Annotated in this window: 19 protein-coding genes; 10 read left to right on the top strand and 9 right to left on the bottom strand. The window is 61.2% G+C overall.

Translation table 11 applies throughout. The annotated features are described in order from the left end of the window. The first annotated feature begins 54 nt into the window (after positions 1–54). Both flgM and I6L37_RS12540 read left to right on the top strand, forming a co-directional pair. Positions 55–375, top strand: coding sequence for a flagellar biosynthesis anti-sigma factor FlgM (gene flgM / locus I6L37_RS12545; protein ID WP_026457620.1), 321 nt, complete (start codon positions 55–57; stop codon positions 373–375). After that, positions 372–788 carry a flagella synthesis protein FlgN gene (locus I6L37_RS12540; protein ID WP_026457621.1) on the top strand — a complete coding sequence of 139 codons (417 nt, stop codon included), beginning with the start codon at positions 372–374 and terminating at the stop codon, positions 786–788. Before flgM ends, I6L37_RS12540 begins: the two co-directional genes overlap by 4 nt. Before the next feature lie 36 nt (positions 789–824). Here the strand turns inward: I6L37_RS12540 and yfcE are convergent, their stop codons facing one another. Next, positions 825–1367, bottom strand: a complete 543-nt coding sequence (gene yfcE, locus I6L37_RS12535) for a phosphodiesterase (RefSeq protein WP_026457622.1) — start codon at positions 1365–1367, stop codon at positions 825–827. 10 nt (positions 1368–1377) lie between these two features. Further along, entirely contained in the window at positions 1378–3015 is a 1638-nt protein-coding gene (locus I6L37_RS12530; protein WP_216991998.1) for a peptide ABC transporter substrate-binding protein, read from the bottom strand. Positions 3016–3172: 157 nt separating this feature from the next. Between I6L37_RS12530 and I6L37_RS12525 the strand changes: the two genes are divergently transcribed. Next, the gene (locus I6L37_RS12525; RefSeq protein WP_216991997.1) at positions 3173–4069 is read left to right on the top strand and encodes a DMT family transporter; all 897 of its coding nucleotides are present in this window, start codon (positions 3173–3175) and stop codon (positions 4067–4069) included. A 24-nt stretch (positions 4070–4093) separates the two neighbouring features. Here the strand turns inward: I6L37_RS12525 and rsuA are convergent, their stop codons facing one another. Then, positions 4094–4786, bottom strand: coding sequence for a 16S rRNA pseudouridine(516) synthase RsuA (rsuA, locus tag I6L37_RS12520; protein WP_216991996.1), 693 nt, complete (start codon positions 4784–4786; stop codon positions 4094–4096). A 166-nt stretch (positions 4787–4952) separates the two neighbouring features. On the opposite strand from rsuA, the gene I6L37_RS12515 reads away from it, so the two are divergent. Next, complete coding sequence (locus tag I6L37_RS12515; protein ID WP_061475500.1) at positions 4953–6152, top strand: HD-GYP domain-containing protein; 1200 nt, start codon at positions 4953–4955, stop codon at positions 6150–6152. A 15-nt stretch (positions 6153–6167) separates the two neighbouring features. Here I6L37_RS12515 and I6L37_RS12510 read toward each other — a convergent pair whose 3' ends face one another. Beyond that, a complete protein-coding gene (locus tag I6L37_RS12510) occupies positions 6168–6347 on the bottom strand; it encodes a hypothetical protein (RefSeq protein ID WP_026457583.1) in 180 nt (59 codons plus the stop codon). Positions 6348–6449: 102 nt separating this feature from the next. Beyond that, a complete protein-coding gene (fsa, locus tag I6L37_RS12505; protein ID WP_026457584.1) occupies positions 6450–7103 on the bottom strand; it encodes a fructose-6-phosphate aldolase in 654 nt (217 codons plus the stop codon). A gap of 129 nt (positions 7104–7232) precedes the next feature. Between fsa and I6L37_RS12500 the strand changes: the two genes are divergently transcribed. From I6L37_RS12500 to I6L37_RS12480, 5 genes are all read left to right on the top strand, one after another. After that, positions 7233–8129 carry a glycyl-radical enzyme activating protein gene (locus I6L37_RS12500; RefSeq protein WP_216991995.1) on the top strand — a complete coding sequence of 299 codons (897 nt, stop codon included), beginning with the start codon at positions 7233–7235 and terminating at the stop codon, positions 8127–8129. Positions 8130–8174: 45 nt separating this feature from the next. Then, positions 8175–10607, top strand: a complete 2433-nt coding sequence (locus I6L37_RS12495; protein WP_216991994.1) for a formate C-acetyltransferase/glycerol dehydratase family glycyl radical enzyme — start codon at positions 8175–8177, stop codon at positions 10605–10607. A 227-nt stretch (positions 10608–10834) separates the two neighbouring features. Continuing rightward, positions 10835–11581: a DNA-binding transcriptional regulator YciT gene (locus tag I6L37_RS12490; RefSeq protein ID WP_201940148.1), complete on the top strand. Its 747-nt coding sequence runs from the start codon at positions 10835–10837 to the stop codon at positions 11579–11581. A 140-nt stretch (positions 11582–11721) separates the two neighbouring features. Continuing rightward, positions 11722–12615 (top strand): EamA family transporter, encoded by an 894-nt coding sequence (locus I6L37_RS12485; protein ID WP_216991993.1) that lies wholly within the window; start codon positions 11722–11724, stop codon positions 12613–12615. Between the two features lie 128 nt (positions 12616–12743). Further along, a complete protein-coding gene (locus I6L37_RS12480; RefSeq protein ID WP_216991992.1) occupies positions 12744–14594 on the top strand; it encodes an extracellular solute-binding protein in 1851 nt (616 codons plus the stop codon). A gap of 89 nt (positions 14595–14683) precedes the next feature. Here the strand turns inward: I6L37_RS12480 and I6L37_RS12475 are convergent, their stop codons facing one another. After that, positions 14684–15076 (bottom strand): DUF2750 domain-containing protein, encoded by a 393-nt coding sequence (locus I6L37_RS12475; RefSeq protein ID WP_201940154.1) that lies wholly within the window; start codon positions 15074–15076, stop codon positions 14684–14686. A gap of 153 nt (positions 15077–15229) precedes the next feature. After that, positions 15230–15784, bottom strand: a complete 555-nt coding sequence (locus tag I6L37_RS12470; RefSeq protein WP_216991991.1) for a hypothetical protein — start codon at positions 15782–15784, stop codon at positions 15230–15232. Positions 15785–16030: 246 nt separating this feature from the next. Here I6L37_RS12470 and I6L37_RS12465 point away from each other — a divergent pair, with 246 nt between their 5' ends. Beyond that, positions 16031–16279, top strand: coding sequence for a TIGR02647 family protein (locus tag I6L37_RS12465; RefSeq protein WP_026457400.1), 249 nt, complete (start codon positions 16031–16033; stop codon positions 16277–16279). Here I6L37_RS12465 and I6L37_RS12460 read toward each other — a convergent pair. Both I6L37_RS12460 and I6L37_RS12455 read right to left on the bottom strand, forming a co-directional pair. Beyond that, positions 16266–16565: a hypothetical protein gene (locus I6L37_RS12460; protein WP_216991990.1), complete on the bottom strand. Its 300-nt coding sequence runs from the start codon at positions 16563–16565 to the stop codon at positions 16266–16268. The two genes, I6L37_RS12465 and I6L37_RS12460, sit on opposite strands and share 14 nt — an antisense overlap. A gap of 91 nt (positions 16566–16656) precedes the next feature. Beyond that, the gene (locus I6L37_RS12455; RefSeq protein ID WP_005302803.1) at positions 16657–16866 is read right to left on the bottom strand and encodes a cold-shock protein; all 210 of its coding nucleotides are present in this window, start codon (positions 16864–16866) and stop codon (positions 16657–16659) included. Between the last annotated feature and the right edge of the window lie 7 nt (positions 16867–16873).

Below are 16873 nucleotides of genomic sequence, written 5' to 3'. Positions count from 1 at the left end.
CTGGCGTACCGATAAACAGGTAAGCGAACCTTAAAGCAGACGAAGGTAATCAAAATGGCCATCAACAATATCAACAACTTGGCGAACAATCGGTTGCAAAATACCGGTAACAGCCAGGGAACAGGCAGCAAATCGGTTGCCTCTTCCCCCGACAGCAAGTCCACGGCGGTCAGACAGGATTCTGTCTCCCTGACCAACGAGGCCCAGCAATTGCAAAAGATGCAACAAAACCTCAATGCCGCCTCGACCGGCAATGAGAGCAAAGTCGAACGCCTGAAAAAGGCCGTTGCCAGTGGCGAGTACCAGGTCAACAACGAAGCAGTTGCCCGCAAGATGTTCAGCTTCGAAACCAACCTGGATAAAATGCTGGGATGATGGACCTGCCTTCGTTACTGCACACTCAGGATGACTACCTCACCCGGATGCAAGGCATTCTGGAAGAGGAGTTCAACCTGCTCAAACAGCACCAGGCACTGGCCCTGCCTGAGCTGAGCGAGCGCAAACAACAGCTGCTGACTGCCATTGAGGCGCTGGACAAGACCTTGGCAGCCTTGCCTGATCTGGCGCAGCAGCTGGCTGCCTACCCAGACCAGATGGTACAGCTGCGGGAAAAACTGGATGCCTGCCAGAACCAGAATGACATCAATGGTCGCCTGCTCGAGCTCAGCATCGTATCGAATCGCCGCCTCGCCGGCTTCTTGAGCCAGCTGCGTGATCGCAACAGCCTCACCTATGACGCCAAGGGCAATACCCGCTCCGGGACCCGCTCCTACGGCATCAAGGCCTGATCTCCCCATCAGGCCTTTTGCATTTCTCCCGCTCGGCTAGAGCACCAGTCTCAGCAATTCCCTTCCGTCCGTACAGGCGTTGACCGTCAGTACGCCAGCGTCATAACGGCCATAACTGGCCGGCAAGTCGCCGCGCGGAAAACAGATAGACCCCGGATTCATCAAGATGCGCTCCCCCTGCCACTCCAGCACGGGCACATGGGTATGGCCGCTCAGAAACAGACTGCCCGCCGGCAAGGCGATATCATCGGGATGATAGAGATGACCGTGGCTGACAAACCAGCGCCGCTCATCGACCAGCAACTGGTTGTAGGGGGCGGTAATGGGAAAACGCAGCAGCATCTGATCCACTTCCGAATCACAGTTACCTCTGACGGCCAGGATCTGCGGTGCCAGGCCGTTGAGTCGATCGGCGACTGCGGCCGGGTTATACCCTTCCGGTACCGGATTGCGCGGCCCATGGTTGAGCAGATCACCCAGCAGCAGATAGTGATCCGGCTGCCAGGGCTCGAGCTGGGTCAGCACCCGCTCCAGGGCGATGATACTGCCGTGGATGTCGGAAATAATGGCAAGTTTCATGAAAGGCTCCTCACTGCGGGCTGAAATAGAGATCCTTGGTGGCAATCGCCCCCTTCAGATTCTGGCTCGGTAATCCGCGCAAGGCGGGATCGACCAGACGCATCTGATTGTAGTGGTAGACGGGAATGACGGGCACCTCGTCGACCAGCAACTGTTCGGCATGCTGATAGAGCGCGCGCCGGCTCGACGCATCCAGGGTATTGGCCGCCTGCTCCAGCAAAAGATCAAAGTCGGGATTGCAGTAACCGCTCTCGTTGCGCACATCCTGGCAGCGGAAGCTGTTGAGCATGGCGGAAGGCTCCACGTAATCACCGAACAGGAAGGAGCGCGCCACCATGAAGTCACCGCTGTCCTTCGCCACCTGATAGGCCGCCCACTCCATGTTGTTGAGTGTCACCTCCACCCCCAGCGGCTTCCACATGGCAGCGACCGCCAGAGCCAGCTTCTTGTGGTTTTCCGAGGTGTTGTAAGTCAGGGTCAGCTTGAGGGGATGGGCGCTGATGTAACCGGCCTCGGCCAGCAGCTCGGCGGCTTTGGCCAGCCGGCTCGGCTGATCCTGTGACGCCTGCGCCGGATGCAGGGCATCATACCCCGGCATCTGGGGTAGCAGGGACCAGGCAGGCAGCTCGCCCTGGCCACTCACCTTGTCGGTCAACAGAGTGCGATCGATGGCCATCGAGAGCGCCTGGCGCACCCGCACATCCTGCAACTCAGGGCGGCGCAGGTTGAAGGTATAGAGATAAGTACCCAGCAGCGGCAGACCCCAGATCCGCTCGGGGGTAGCCTGCTTGATCTTCTGGTAATACTCCAGCGCCACCTTGTTGGTGAGCTGGATCTCCCCCGCCTCGTAGCGCAGCCGCTCCGCATGCTGGGAGGCGAGCGGCAAATAGGTCACTCGCTGGATGCGGGTATGGGCATCATCCCAATAGTGGGGATTGCGCTGCGCCTCGAGCCGTTCGTTGGGCACCCAGCTCTCGAGCTTGTAGGCGCCGTTGCTGACCAGCTTGCCAGGCTGGGTCCACTGCTTGCCAAAGCTGGCGATGGCCTTCTCGTTGACCGGCACGAAGGGGCGCTGGCTGATGAGCTGCAGGAAGTAGGGTACGGGACGTTCCAGCGTCACCTTGAGGATCTGCTCGCTCTCGGCCTCCACCCCCAGCATGTCGGGCTCAAGCGCCCCGGCGTAAATGGACTGGGCATTGTTGATGCCGGTTGCCAGCAGAAGGCCCGCGGAAGGGGAACCTTGCGCCGGATCCAGCAACCGCCGCCAGGCGTAGACAAAATCCCGGGCGACCAGCGGCTCGCCGTTGGACCACTTGAGCTGAGGGCGCAGGAAGAAGCGCCATACCAGACCATCGTCACTGGTCTCCCAGCGCTGGGCCTGGGCGGGCACTATCCTGCCCTGGCCATCTTCATTGACCAGCCCCTCGAACAAATCCACCAGCACCACTTCACCGGGAAAGCCGGAGCGCACCTGGGCAGGGTCGAGTGATTCGGGTTCGGCGCCATTGCCCTTGACCAGGGTCTGCCTGTCGGAAAGCTGAGGCTGCTGCTCAACCGGGGTAGCGTGTGCCAGCGGTCCGCTCAACACACCAATCAGGAAGGGAGAGAGCCAGCGTCGTGCCAGCCCGGGGGAAAGACCATACCGCATTACAACAACCTCGAATAAACCACCTGCAGGGGGGAAGGCCGACGGTGCGCCTGATGAATGCCTGATGCCGCCCTTGTTATCCCCGAAAACGCCCCGTATTGTATCGGGCTTGCCCGAGAGATGGAGTCTTTCGGGTTAATTTTTTCAGGAGTTTTTTATGGGGTATGAATGGCTGGCCCTTGCCTCGGCCAGTTTGTGGGCGGTAGCCGCCCTGATTTCGGTCACACCGGCCCGCCATCTGGGAGCATTTGCCTACAGCCGCTGGCGCATGTTCCTGGTCACCTTGATGCTCGGTACCATGAGCCTCTTCACCGGTGGCTGGCAGACGCTGTCGACCTCCACCCTCCCCTTGCTGGCGCTCTCCGGGCTGGTCGGCATCTTCATCGGGGATACCGCCCTGTTCGCCTGCATGAACCGGCTGGGCCCCAGACGCAGCGGTCTGCTGTTCTCCTGCCATGCGCTCTTCTCCGCCCTGCTTGGCCTGTGGCTGTTCAACGAGCAGCTCACCGGCTGGCGACTGCTGGGGGCCTTGCTGGTATTTAGCGGGGTGATGCTGGCGATCCTGTTCGGGCGACGTTCGAGCAGCGCATGGGAGCAGATCCGCGGCAGCCTGGCCGTGGGCATTGCCCTTGGCCTGACTGCCGCCCTCTGCCAGAGCGTGGGGGCCATCATTGCCAAGCCGGTGATGATGAGTGGCGAGGTGGACGCCGTGAGTGCCTCCGGGATCAGGATGGGCAGCGCTCTGCTGGCCCACTGCGCCCTGCGGCTGGTGCGCCTGCCCCTGGCCATGCCCCTCAAGCCCGTCACGCCGCGGATCCTCGGCATGATCGCCGTCAACGGCTTTCTGGCGATGGCCCTCGGGATGACCCTGATCCTGGTGGCATTGCGTGAAGGAGAGGTCGGCATGGTCGCCATTCTCTCCTCCACCACCCCTGTCATCCTGTTGCCGCTGCTCTGGTGGCACTCGGGGGAACGCCCCTCTGCGGCTGCCTGGGGCGGCGCCCTGCTGGCCACCTTGGGTACGGCGCTGGTGCTGGGCGTCAGTACGCTCTGACGCCCGAGACTTGACGCGGCGGGATCAGAACAGGGCGATCTCGTCGGCGGTCAATTCACGGTATTCACCGGGAGCCAGATCGTCATCCAGTTGCAGGCCGCCGACTCGCTCCCGGTGCAAGCCGACCACCTTGTTGCCGATGGCGGCAAACATCCGCTTCACCTGATGGTACTTGCCTTCGTGGATGGTCAGACGAGCTTCGCACTCACCCAGAATTTCCAGCTGGGCAGGGCGGGTCTTCTCAGTCTCGCTGCGCAGCAACACCCCTTCGGCAAACAGCGCGATGGCATCCGGGCTCACCGGATCGGCCAACCAGACGTGATAGGTCTTGGCACACTCGTGGCGCGGCGAGGTGATGCGATGGGACCATTGACCATCGTCGGTCACCAGCACCAGGCCTGTAGTATCGAGGTCAAGGCGACCCACTACGTGCAGCTTGCCCATGGCGGGTTCATCCATCAGGAAGAACACGGTCGGGTGATCCGGATCGTCGTTGGAGCAGACATAGCCTTCCGGCTTGTGCAGCATGAAGTAGCGGTTGCGCCGATCCAGGCTCAAGGTGACGCCGTCGAACTCAATCTGGCTCTCTTCATTGATGTGGAAGGCGGGCTGCTTGACCACAATACCGTCCACCATCACCTCTCCCTGGCGGATCAGTTTGCCCGCCAGCGAGCGGGTCAAATCGGAACAATCGCAAATAAATTTATCAAGCCGCATTCACAACCTCGGAGTCCAACAACGAAAGGGGCGTCATTATATCGGGCAGGGGCGACAACGCCACTGTTAAGGCGCGCGCAATTGTGACGAAGCCATTATCCGATGGTACACTGCAACGGTGCGGTTCATTGGCACGACCCCATAATAATAAAAGTCAGGAAGCACCATGAAGTCTCAAGCATCCTATCCCGTCATTCCCGTCAACAAACTCAAACCCGGCATGTATGTCATCGCCATCGCCAGTCAGACAGGCGGGATGGAGATTGCCCAGATGGGACTGGTGAGCAACCAGGCGCAAATCGACCATCTGATCCAACTGGGGGTACTGACGGTGCGTATCGATCTGGCCCGCAGCAAACTGGGCAGTGCCGACAGCGACGCCCTTGCTGCGCCGGATCCCGGCACCAGTACCACCCACGGCGAGCGCCATCTTCGCGGCAGCGGTGAAGGACGGGAGCTGAAGATCCGTCGCCTCTATCAGGAGGCCCGCGAACTGCAGGGCAAGTTCATCCGCCATCTCAAGGCAGGTGAGCCCATCGACATCACGCCGCTGGCGGAAGTGGCCGAGGAGATGGTAGACACCATGTTCACTCACGGTGATGCCATGCTCTGCCTGGCCCGCATCCGGGCCAAGGATGCCTACCTGATGGAACACTCCATGAACGTGGCCATTTTGCTAGCCAACTTCGGCCGCTATCTGGGGCTGGAGCGCAGCGTTTTGAAGGAGTTGACCCTGGGGGGGCTGCTGCACGACGTGGGCAAGATCATGACCCCGGACGAGGTGCTGCACAAACCGGGGAAATTGACCGACGAAGAGTTCGCCATCATGCGCCAGCACGTGGTGCACAGTTACGGCATCCTGAAAAATACCAAGGGCATCACGGCCACCATGCTGGAGGTGGCCGCCAATCACCATGAGCGACTCGATGGCAGCGGCTATCCCCGCAAGCTGAAGGGGGATCAACTCTCCCTCCATACCCGCATGAGCTGCATCGTCGATGTGTACGATGCCATTACCGCGGATCGGGTTTATAAAACCGGCATGCAGCCGACCCAGGCGTTTCGCATCCTGCTCAAGGGGATCAACCAGCACTTTGATGCCGAGCTGGTCACCAAGTTCATCAAATGCATGGGAGTCTATCCGGTGGGTACCCTGGTCATGCTCTCGAACCAGCGGCTGGCCATCGTGATGCAGCGCAACGAGCAGCAGCCGCTCAAGCCGGTGGTCAAGGTGATCTATCATGCCACCCAGCGCCACTACCTCGAGGTGCAGTGGCTGGATCTGGCCAAAAGCAACGTGCAGGAGAGCATCGAAAGCACGGTCGATCCGAAAGAGTACGGCATCAACCTCGCCAACTTCTTCTGACGTTCCCCCGGCTTGTCAGGACTGGCGCTGGCTGCCGAGCCAGTGCTGGATCAGAAACTCCTCATCCAGCGGCGAGAGATCAAAGCGCAAGCTGACCTCTTCAATCGCGGCGATATCGTATTCGTGATGCTCGCTGAGCCAGCGCACCGCCCGGCGCAGATCCTCGCCATGGGGGAGAAGCAGATGATCGCTCATGGGATACCTCCGACAAACCCGATGGTGGCCATCCAGATTGGCCACCTTCTTCCAGTCTAGTCGGCCGGCGACACGTCCCCTCCCCTGTCACTCCTTTTCGATTCAGCGGCCGAAGGCGCGCTGCCAATCCTGATCAAATTTGACCAGCGCCGCGTCCACTGCCGGCACATTGAGCAGTTGTTCCGCCACGTCGAGCGGCAGAGTGATGGACTGGCAACCCGCCAGCAGGCAGTCAAGGGCCTGACGCGGGGTGCGGAAGGAAGCCGCCAGCACCTTGCTCTTGGGGGCGTGCAGCGCCAGCAGTTGCTGCAGCTCCTGCACAGTGGCGATGCCATCGCCCCCCTGGGCATCCAGCCGGTTGACATAGGGCGCCACGTACTCGGCCCCGGCCACCGCCGCCAGCCAACCCTGCAACGGGGTATAGACGGCAGTCCCCAGGGTCGGCACCCCGTTGGCTGTCAGGGTCTTGATGGCCGCCACCCCCTCTTCGCAAACCGGGATCTTGACCACCAGATCCCGATCCAGCTCCCGCAGCGCAAACGCCTCGCGCACCATCTCGGTCTCGCTCTTGGCCATCACCTGAGCAAACAGCCGCCCCTTGGGCCCCAGCACCTCGCGCAGAGCGGGCAGCAACTCGGGCAGCGGCATACCACCAGCAGCGGTGATGGAAGGATTGGTGGTGACGCCAGCCAGCGGCAGGATCCGTGACCAACGGCGCACCGCGGCCACATCGGCGGTATCGAGATACAACTCCATCTCTGACTCCTTTAGGTTGGGGTGTTCAATCTGCCGTCATTCTAGCGATAAAACATCCACAAAACTCTTGATCAAAATCAAATCAACTTTTGAATGAAAGCAAATAAAATAAAAACAAAAGGAGGCGGTATGATTTTCGACCTGCAACGTTACTCGACTCACGATGGCCCCGGCATTCGCACCTTGGTGTTTCTCAAGGGGTGTTCCCTGGCCTGTCGCTGGTGTCAAAACCCGGAAAGCCGCTCTCCCAGACCGGACATCCTACTCGACCGGCGCCAATGCATCGAGGGATGCCAGCTCTGCAGCCAGGCCTGTCCGGCAATCTTGCGTGACACCCGGGGCATTCAGCTGGATCGTGCCGCCCTCGCTAAGCAGGACGTAGAGCGACTGCGCGATCTCTGCCCGAGCGAAGCGCTGCAGGTGTGCGGCCGGGAAGAGAGTCTGGAGAGCCTCATGGCTACCATCTTGCGGGATCGCCCCTTCTTCGAGCGCAGCGGCGGCGGGGTCACCCTCTCTGGTGGCGAGCCCTTCATGCAGCCCGACTTCGCAGCCGCCCTGCTGGCCCGCTGCAAACAGGAGGGATTGCATACCGCGGTGGAGACCTGCCTGCACGTGCCCTGGCACCAGATTGAGCCAAGCCTTCCCCACCTGGATTTGATACTGGCCGATCTCAAACACGTCGAGCAGGCGCGTTTCTTCGAGTGGACCCACGGCAAGGTGGCACGGGTGCAGGATAACCTCAAACGCCTCGCCGAAACCGGTATTCCCATGCAGATCCGGGTGCCACTCATTCCCGGTTTCAACGCCGACGAAGCCAGCATCGCGGCCATCGTCGACACCGCCGCGAGCCTTGGCAGCGTGCAGGAGATCCACTTTCTCCCCTACCACACCATGGGAATGGGCAAATATGCCCTGCTGGATCAGCCCTATCAGGCCCCCAGCCAACCCCTGGGTGCACCCGAATTGCTCGCCTTTGCCCATGATTGCGCCCGGCAACGGGGGCTGACCCCCATCACCCGGGGATAGGCACACCACCATGACGCAGACACAGACCCACCAGAGGATAAGATCATGACCCAGCTCGACCTCACCACCCTCACCCCGCGGATCCGCGCCCACAAGGAGAGCCTGATCCACATAGTCCAGCCACCGGTCTGCACCGAGCGGGCCCGTCACTACACGCAAGCCTACCAGGCTCACCTGGCCCGCCCGCTGCCGGTGCGCCGCGCCCTGGCGCTGGCCCACCACCTCAAGGAGCGCACCATCTGGATCAAGCACGACGAGCTCATCGTCGGCAACCAGGCAAGCCAGGTGCGCGCCGCACCGCTCTTTCCCGAGTACACGGTCAGCTGGATTGAGAAGGAGATCGACGAGCTGGCAGACAGGCCAGGTGCAGGCTTTGCGGTAAGCGAAGAGGACAAGGAGGCTATCCACGCCCTCACTCCCTTCTGGCGCGGCCAGACGGTACAGGATCGCTGCTACGGCCTCTTTACCGACGAGCAAAAAGCATTGCTAGAGAGCGGCATCATCAAGGCCGAGGGCAACATGACTTCGGGAGATGCCCACCTCGCGGTCAACTACGAGGAGCTGCTCACCCTGGGGCTTGATGGATTCAAGGCCAAGGTCGCCGAGCGGCGCAGCCGGCTCGATCTGGCTGACTGGGCGGATCTGCAGCGCGAGCAGTTCCTGCAGGCGGTTGCCATCACCCTCGATGCAGTGAGCAACCACATCGAGCGCTACGCGACCCTGGCTCGCGGCATGGCGGAGCAGGAATTGTGCGCCGAGCGCCGTGACGAGCTGCAGAGCATATCGCTCAACTGTGCCCATATCGCCCACCAGCCTCCCGAGACCTTCTGGCAGGCGCTGCAGCTTTGCTACTTTATCCAACTCATCCTGCAGATCGAATCCAACGGCCACTCGGTCTCGTTTGGCCGGATGGACCAGTACCTCTACCCCTGGTATCGCCACGAGGTGGAGCTGTCGGAATCCCTGCCTCGGATGCGCGCCATCGAGCTGCTGCAGGGCTGCTGGCTGAAACTGTTGGAGGTAAACAAGATCCGCTCCGGCACCCACTCCAAGGCCTCCGCCGGCAGCCCGCTCTATCAAAACGTGACGATTGGCGGCCAGATCTGGCGGGATGGTCAGGCCCATGACGCGGTCAACGGCCTCTCCTACGCCATTCTGGAGTCCTGCGGCCAGCTGCGCTCCACCCAGCCCAACCTCTCGGTGCGCTACCATGCCGGCATGAGCGAGGATTTCCTCAATGCCTGCATCCAGGTGATCCGCTGCGGCTTTGGCATGCCAGCCTTCAACAACGACGAGGTGGTGATCCCCGAGTTCATCAAGCTCGGCGTGAGCGTGGAGGATGCCTACAACTATGCCGCCATCGGCTGCATCGAGACCGCAGTGCCCGGCAAGTGGGGCTATCGCTGCACCGGCATGAGCTTCATCAACTTCGCCCGCATCCTGCTGGCGGCACTGGATGGCGGCCGCGATGCCACCACGGGCAAGATCTTCCTGCCCCAGTCGCAGTCGCTGCGGGAAGGATCATTCAGCAACTTTGACGAGGTGATGGCCTGCTGGGACGAGCAGGTACGCTACTTCACCCGCAAGTCCATCGAAATCGACTGCGTGGTCGACAGCGTGCTGGAGGCCCAGGCCCACGACATCCTCTGCAGTACCCTGGTGGACGACTGCATCGAGCGCGGCAAGACCATCAAGGAGGGAGGGGCCGTCTATGACTGGGTCTCCGGCCTGCAGGTGGGGATAGCGAATCTGGGCAACAGCCTGGCGGCGCTGAAAAAACTGGTGTTCGAACAGGGCATGGTGGATCAACGCGAGCTGGCCGAGGCGCTGGAACAGGACTTTGCGGGGCTCGCCGGCGAGCAGCTGCGCCAGCGCCTCACCAACGCAGCCCCCAAATACGGCAACGATCTGGACGAGGTAGATCTGCTGCTGGTTGCGGCCTACCAGAGCTACATCGACGAGCTCAAGGGGTTGCACAACACCCGCTTCGGCCGTGGTCCCATCGGCGGCACCTACTATGCCGGCACCTCTTCCATCTCGGCCAACGTCCCCTTTGGCGCGGCCACCATGGCCACCCCGGATGGCCGTCATGCCCGCACCCCGCTGGCGGAGGGGGCAAGCCCCGCGTCGGGTTCGGATCGCCTCGGCCCCACGGCGGTGTTCAACTCCATCGGCAAGCTGCCCACCCAGGCCATCCTCGGCGGCGTGCTGCTCAACCAGAAGCTGAGCCCGGCGAGCCTTGAGAACGCACGGGACAAGGCCAAGCTGATGAGCCTGCTGCGCACCTTCTTTGAGGTGCACAAGGGGTGGCACGTGCAGTACAACATCGTCTCGCGGGAGACCCTGCTGGCGGCCAAGGCCAACCCGGATCAGTACCGGGATCTGGTGGTGCGGGTGGCCGGTTACTCGGCCTTCTTTACGGCCCTCTCTCCGGATGCCCAGGACGACATCATCGCCCGCACCGAGCACAGCCTCTGACAACGGACGGGAGGGCCCATGCCCTCCCGCTTTTTTCGCAGAGGAGCACGCCACCTGTACCATGCCCCTTGTCCAGGCCATCCCGGCTCCACGGACAGAGGGCAAGATGTTATGATTGCCCGCCTGGCTCATATGTCGCTGCTTCAAGGCTCATCGATGAGGCCGGACCCATGTTAGCGGCAGGCATCAAACGCCCTGCCATCACCGTTTTTTGTATGCGAGCCCCCATGAACCCACGCCACCAACAGATCCTCACCCTGGTCCACCAGTCCCGCAAGATGAGCGTGGCCGAGCTGGCGCAACATACCGGCGTGTCGGAAGTCACGGTGCGCAACGATCTCACCGCCCTGGAAAAACAGGGTCTGCTCAAGCGGGTGCATGGCTCAGCCATGGCGCTGGAAAGCGATGACCCGGACGCCCGGATGAACATCAACTATCTGCTCAAAGAGCGCCTCGCCGAGCGGGCGGCCCAGCTGGTGGAAGATGGCGAGACGGTCTTTATCGAGGGGGGCAGCGCCAACGCCCTGCTGGCCCGCCACCTGGCCCTGCACAAGCGGGTCACCATCATCACCATCAGCAGCTATATCGCCCACCTGCTCAAAGACACCCAGGCCCAGGTAGTGCTGCTCGGCGGCCTGTTCCAGCACCAGAGCGAGAGCGTGGTGGGGCCTTTGACCCGCCTTTGCATCGAGCAGGTGCACTTCTCCAAAGCCTTTATCGGGGTCGATGGCTTTCACCCCGAGGTGGGATTCACCAGCCGGGACATGATGCGGGCCGACGTGGTCAACAGCGTGCTGGCCAAGGGAGTGACCAATGTGGTCATCACCGACAGCAGCAAGTTTGGCGCCATTCACCCGAGCCCCCTCGGCAAACCCGGCGAGATCGGCGTGCTGGTCACCGACGATGCCCTGCCGGCCCCTATGCGGGCGGCGCTCGCGGCGCGCGGTCTCACCCTGCACTGCGTCACGGCCTGAGCCCGCTCATCAGGCCAACCCCGGCGTCCCGCACAGCCGGATGACTTGACGCCCGCCACCCAGCCCGAAGTATGCTTAACCCCTTGCGCCGCCCGCAGACAGACCACCTGTGGGCAGCGTCTCTCGCACAAGGACCCAAGATGCACATCAAGGATAAATGTCTGGCCGCCCTGGTCATCCTCTGCTGGGGACTCAACTTCGTGGTGATCAAGTGGGGGCTGGAGGGGATCCCGCCATTGCTGCTGGGGGCACTGCGCTTTATCGGCGTCGTCTTCCCGGCAATCTTGTTGGTACCAAGACCCGCTCTGCCCTGGCGCTGGTTGCTCGCCTATGGCGGCACCATCAGCCTGGGCCAGTTTGCCTTCCTGTTTTGCGCCATGAAGTTCGGCATGCCGGCGGGCATGGCCTCCCTGGTGCTGCAATCCCAGGTGCTCTTCACCCTGTTGTTTGCCATGTTCTGGCTGGGGGAGCGCTGGCAACCCCACCACTGGGTTGCCCTGCCGCTGGCAGGTGCCGGGCTCTACCTTATCGCGACCCAGGGGGCGGGTAACCTGACCCTGCTCGGCTTTGCCCTGACCCTCTGTGCCGCGGCCTGCTGGGGCCTTGGCAACGTGATCAATCGCCAGATTGGTCTGCGCTATCAAGCCGCCCTGCCGAGCCTCATCGCCTGGGGTGGCCTGGTGCCCATAGTGCCGTTTCTCGCCCTCTCCTGGATGTTCGAGGGGCCCGAACGCATCACGAGCAGCCTGCACCACATCAGCTGGCAGGGCGTACTCTGCGTGCTTTACCTCTCGCTGATCGCCACCTGGCTGGGCTACGGCCTGTGGGGGCGGCTGCTGATGCGCTATCCGGTTGCCCAGGTGGCCCCCCTCTCCCTGCTGGTGCCCTGCGTCGGCATGGTGGCCGCCGCCCTGTTGCTGGACGAACATCCCACCCCCTTGCAGTGGCTGGGCTCGGCCCTGGTGCTGCTCGGCTTCGTGGTGCACCTGCTGGGGGGACGGCTGCGCTGGTTGAAGCCACAGCCAACCCCTTGATTGCTTCGCGTTATTTGCCTCTGACCATTGACCCGCTCGGGGAAAATTTCCATGATGGCCCAATCCCCATCGGGAGTGGTGTCACCCATGAGTGACCTGCAGGATGCAGCCAACAGGAGAGCAAGGATATGCCATCGACCATCGCCGCCGGGGGGCGTGCCCTTCCCCATCTGATCCGCGCCACCGCCATCACCCTGACCCTGTGCTGGAGCCAGGTTGGCTGGAGCGCCGCCCTGCCGGCCGATCTCACGTGGGAGAGCAACAACACGGATCCCGTCTATGGGGATCCGGCGGCCAAACGGGGCGGCACCTTCAACACTTTCATGACCAGTTTCCCGCTCACCCTGCGCGTCTACGGGCCCGACTCCAATGGCGGCTTTGCCGGCTATGTCAGGGAGACCAACCTGCCTCTGCTCGGTACCCATCCGCTGACCGGCAATCCCATGCCGCTGCTGGCCAATGAGTGGGCCTTCGGACCCGACAACAAGACCCTCTATTTTCGCATCAACCCCAAGGCGCGCTGGTCGGACGGCAAGCCGGTCACCGCCGATGACTGGCTGTTCGCCCTCAAGATGCTGCGCAGCAAGGAGATCAACGACCCCTGGTACAACAACTACTACAGCACCCAGATAACCGACGTCACCAAATTTGATGATCATACCCTGGCCATCACCAGCGGCAGCGAGAAGAGCCGCCAAGATTTGCTGGACTCCCTGCCCTTCACCCCGGTACCGAGCCACGCCATCAAGCTCACCGCCAACTGGGTCAAGGAGTACAACTGGAAGGTCTTGCCGGTTACCGGCGCCTACCGGATCGGCGAGGTGAAAAAAGGCAAGTCCATCACCCTGGAGCGGGTCAAGGATTGGTGGGGAGATGAGGAGCGCTACTTTCAGCACCGCTTCAACCCGGACAGGATTGAGATCAAGGTACTGCGGGATCAGAACATCGCCTGGCAGCACTTTCTGCGCGGCGATCTCGACACCTTTGGCCTGACCATGCCCAACTGGTGGCACGACAAGACCAAAACGGCCGAGTTCGAGAAGGGCTATATCGAGCGGACCTGGTTCTATAACCAGACCCCGCAATCTCCCATGGGGCTCTACCTCAACACGGCGGATCCCTTGCTGCGAGATCTCAACGTGCGTCTCGGCATCCAGTACGCCCTCAACCTCGACAAGATGCTCACCACCCTGCTGCGAGGAGATTATCAGCGTCTCAACAGTTACGGATCGGGCCAGGGGGATTTTACCAATACCGAGATCAAGGCGCGCCCCTTCGACCCCAAACTCGCCCGAGAGTACTTTGCCAAGGCAGGCTTCAGCAAGGCGGGGCCAAACGGGATCTTGCAGGATAACAAGGGACAACCGCTGACCCTGACCATCACCTACACCACGGCGGAACATGCCCAGCGCCTGACCCTGCTGCGGGAAGAGGCGAAAAAGGCGGGGCTCAATCTCGAGCTCAACCTGATGGATGCCTCGGCCGGCTTCAAATCCATGCTGGAGAAGAAGCACCAGAGTGCCTGGATGGCCTGGAGCGGTGGCCGTTATCCTGCCTATTGGGAGTTTTTCCACAAGGTCAACGCCAACAAGCCCCAGACCAACAACATCATGAACATCGATGATGACGCCATCTCGGCCCTGGTGGAGCAGTACGACAAGGAGTTCGACTTCGCCAAAAAGGCGGCGCTGTCACGGCAGATCCAGCAGCGGCTCTATGAGCTGGCCAGCTTCGTACCCGCCTATCAGGTGCCCTATACCCGGGAAGGGGCCTGGCGCTGGATAAAACTGCCCAAGGTGCCCGCCACGCCCAAGAGCGAACTGCTCTACTGGCCCCTGGACGGGGGCAACAGTGGCTACAGTTACGGCGGTTTGCTGTGGATTGACGAGGCCCTGAAAACCGAGACGAAGGCGGCCATCAAGCGTGGCCAGACATTCCCCCCGGTCATGCGAATAGACAAAACCTACCTGCAGCCTTGACCGCCCCTCTCCCCCCCAACAAAAGACCCCGCTCATTGGCGGGGTCTTGTTATTGCAACTGACCGGTTGCGGGGACAGGTCGCAGTCGCTTAGCCGCGCTTGGCCTGCTTCTGGGCGATGGCGTCGGCCACGTCGGCCGGCTCCAGCACGATACCTTCCTGATCCGGAGTCGGGAACACGGCGACACACAGATCGTCCTGCTCCATGCCGTCGATCCAGCGCTCCAGCCACACCTTCAGGGTGATGGACTGCGGTTTGCAATCGGCCCACTCGCCTTCGGCCCACGCCTTGGCGTACTCGGGATGCGGCCAGACCGGGATGCAGTCTTCATCGTCGGTGGTCAGCATCATGACGCCGTGCTCATCGGTTAGCACGTAGAGCTCTTCATGCTCGACCAGCTTGCTGATGAAGTGATCGTATCGGTAGTCGGCATTCAGTTGCAGCGCGGCATTGCGCTCGGTGTCGCTCAGTTCATAGCTCATCGGCCAGGTCTCTCTCTCGATAAAAGGGCGCCATGTTCACATCTTGTGGTCAGCTTGTCCAGCTCGCCGCCCCCGGCACCGAATGAGGGGTTGGGACGCCCACAAGAATAGGGCAGAAGCACGCCACATAGCGGCAACTGCCTGGGGATTTCGTCAAAGTTCGGGGGTAACCAGTTCGATCTCAGCCACTTCACTCAGCTTCTGGCGCAGCCAGTAGGCGGATTCGACTTCCACAAAGCAAAGCTGATCACGGCCACTGGCCGCAGCGGCCATCAGCTGCTCGAAACGCTGTTGCTGCTGCTGTTGCCAGGCCTGCGCCAGCTTGGTGCCATGGGCTTCATCCACCACCTCGCGGCGCAGTTCGAACAGGTTGTCGGTGATGGGACTGTTGATCTTGGCGGCGCTGTGCCAATACATCAGGAGGTTGTCCATCATCTCGGCATCATAGTTGGCCAGGGCATCGAGCTCTGCCGTGGCCCCACTAGCGCCAGTGGCAAAGTCGCACCAGCCCGCATCGAGGGAGACCAGCTCACCAGCTGACGCTCCTTTGGCGTGTTTGCGCAGCTGGGCGACATCACTCCCCTTGCGAGCGGGCAGCCATACCTCCCCCTGGCAGGAGTCCAGCAGGGATGTCAGCAATGACGTCTGATAGACGGGAAAACGGGCAGATAGTGAATGCAGCAGGGATACCAGAGTGATCTTGACCATGGACGATACCTTGAACCGAGCGAACAGTCGCCGACGGACCGTCCGATATAAAAGGAGTGACCTATCCTATCATGTTTGTACGGCCCAAACCTTTCGATAAACCGAACGCCAAGTACTTGATAACGACCAAAAAAACAGCACTCACCCTATACGCCCCCTGCAAAGCGCAATAATTTGAGCCAGCGCCCACTAAAGTGGCGACAGGGATGCTAGTTTGCTTACATCTTTAGCGTAAGGAGTGGATCCATGATTGGTATCGATCAGATTTCGGATGACGTGATAAACCAGTTGAAGATACTGGCTTGCTTTGATCCAGCCAACATGAGCCTGGGGATCAAGTTGCGCAGCGATATGTCCGAGGAGCTGTGCCAGGCGGCGGCTCGCCTGCATCAGCAGGGGCTCATCAGCGCGGAAGATGGCGGTTATCTCACCCCGTTTGGCATGACCATGGTAGAGCATCTGCAGCACCTGCTGGTCGCGCTCAAGCCTGTTTGACGGGTTGCGGTGCCCAGAGCGAAAAATTCAGCAATTTCCAACGCCGTCCCTGATGCAGGTGACAGGCAAACAGCAAAGGACCTTCGGGTCCTTTTACTTTGCCGTCCACCAGCCACTCCCCTTCCTTGCCAGGCAGAGGCCGGGCCTGTATCTCGTCAGGCTGGCGATCACTGCCCAGACGCACCGCCACGAATTGCCGGCAGACGCTTTGTGCCTGCATGGCAGCTTGCACCGGCACTTCCGGTGTCGACATGGAGGTAGCAAGGATCAGCAGTGGCAACAGCATGATTCAACCCGCGTCCTGAGCCCTGATGGACTCCAGATAAACAAAAAGCCGTGGTACCTGAGGCACCACGGCTTTCTTAAATTCTGTAAGATTACAGAGCAGTTACGTTCTCAGCCTGCGGGCCTTTTTGACCTTGGGTCACAGAGAACTGTACGCGCTGACCTTCAGCCAGGGTACGGAAACCGTTACCTTGAATGGCGCTGAAGTGAACGAAAACGTCCGGGCCGTTTTCTTGCTGGATGAAGCCAAAACCTTTGGTTTCGTTGAAAAACTTAACGGTACCGGTGATCATGTTAGACATATCTTTA

The organism is Aeromonas sp. FDAARGOS 1407 (assembly GCF_019048725.1).
Lineage (GTDB): Bacteria > Pseudomonadota > Gammaproteobacteria > Enterobacterales > Aeromonadaceae > Aeromonas > Aeromonas enteropelogenes.
The sequence above is the reverse complement of the archived record's forward strand: the minus strand, read 5'-3'. Positions and strand labels throughout refer to the sequence as shown.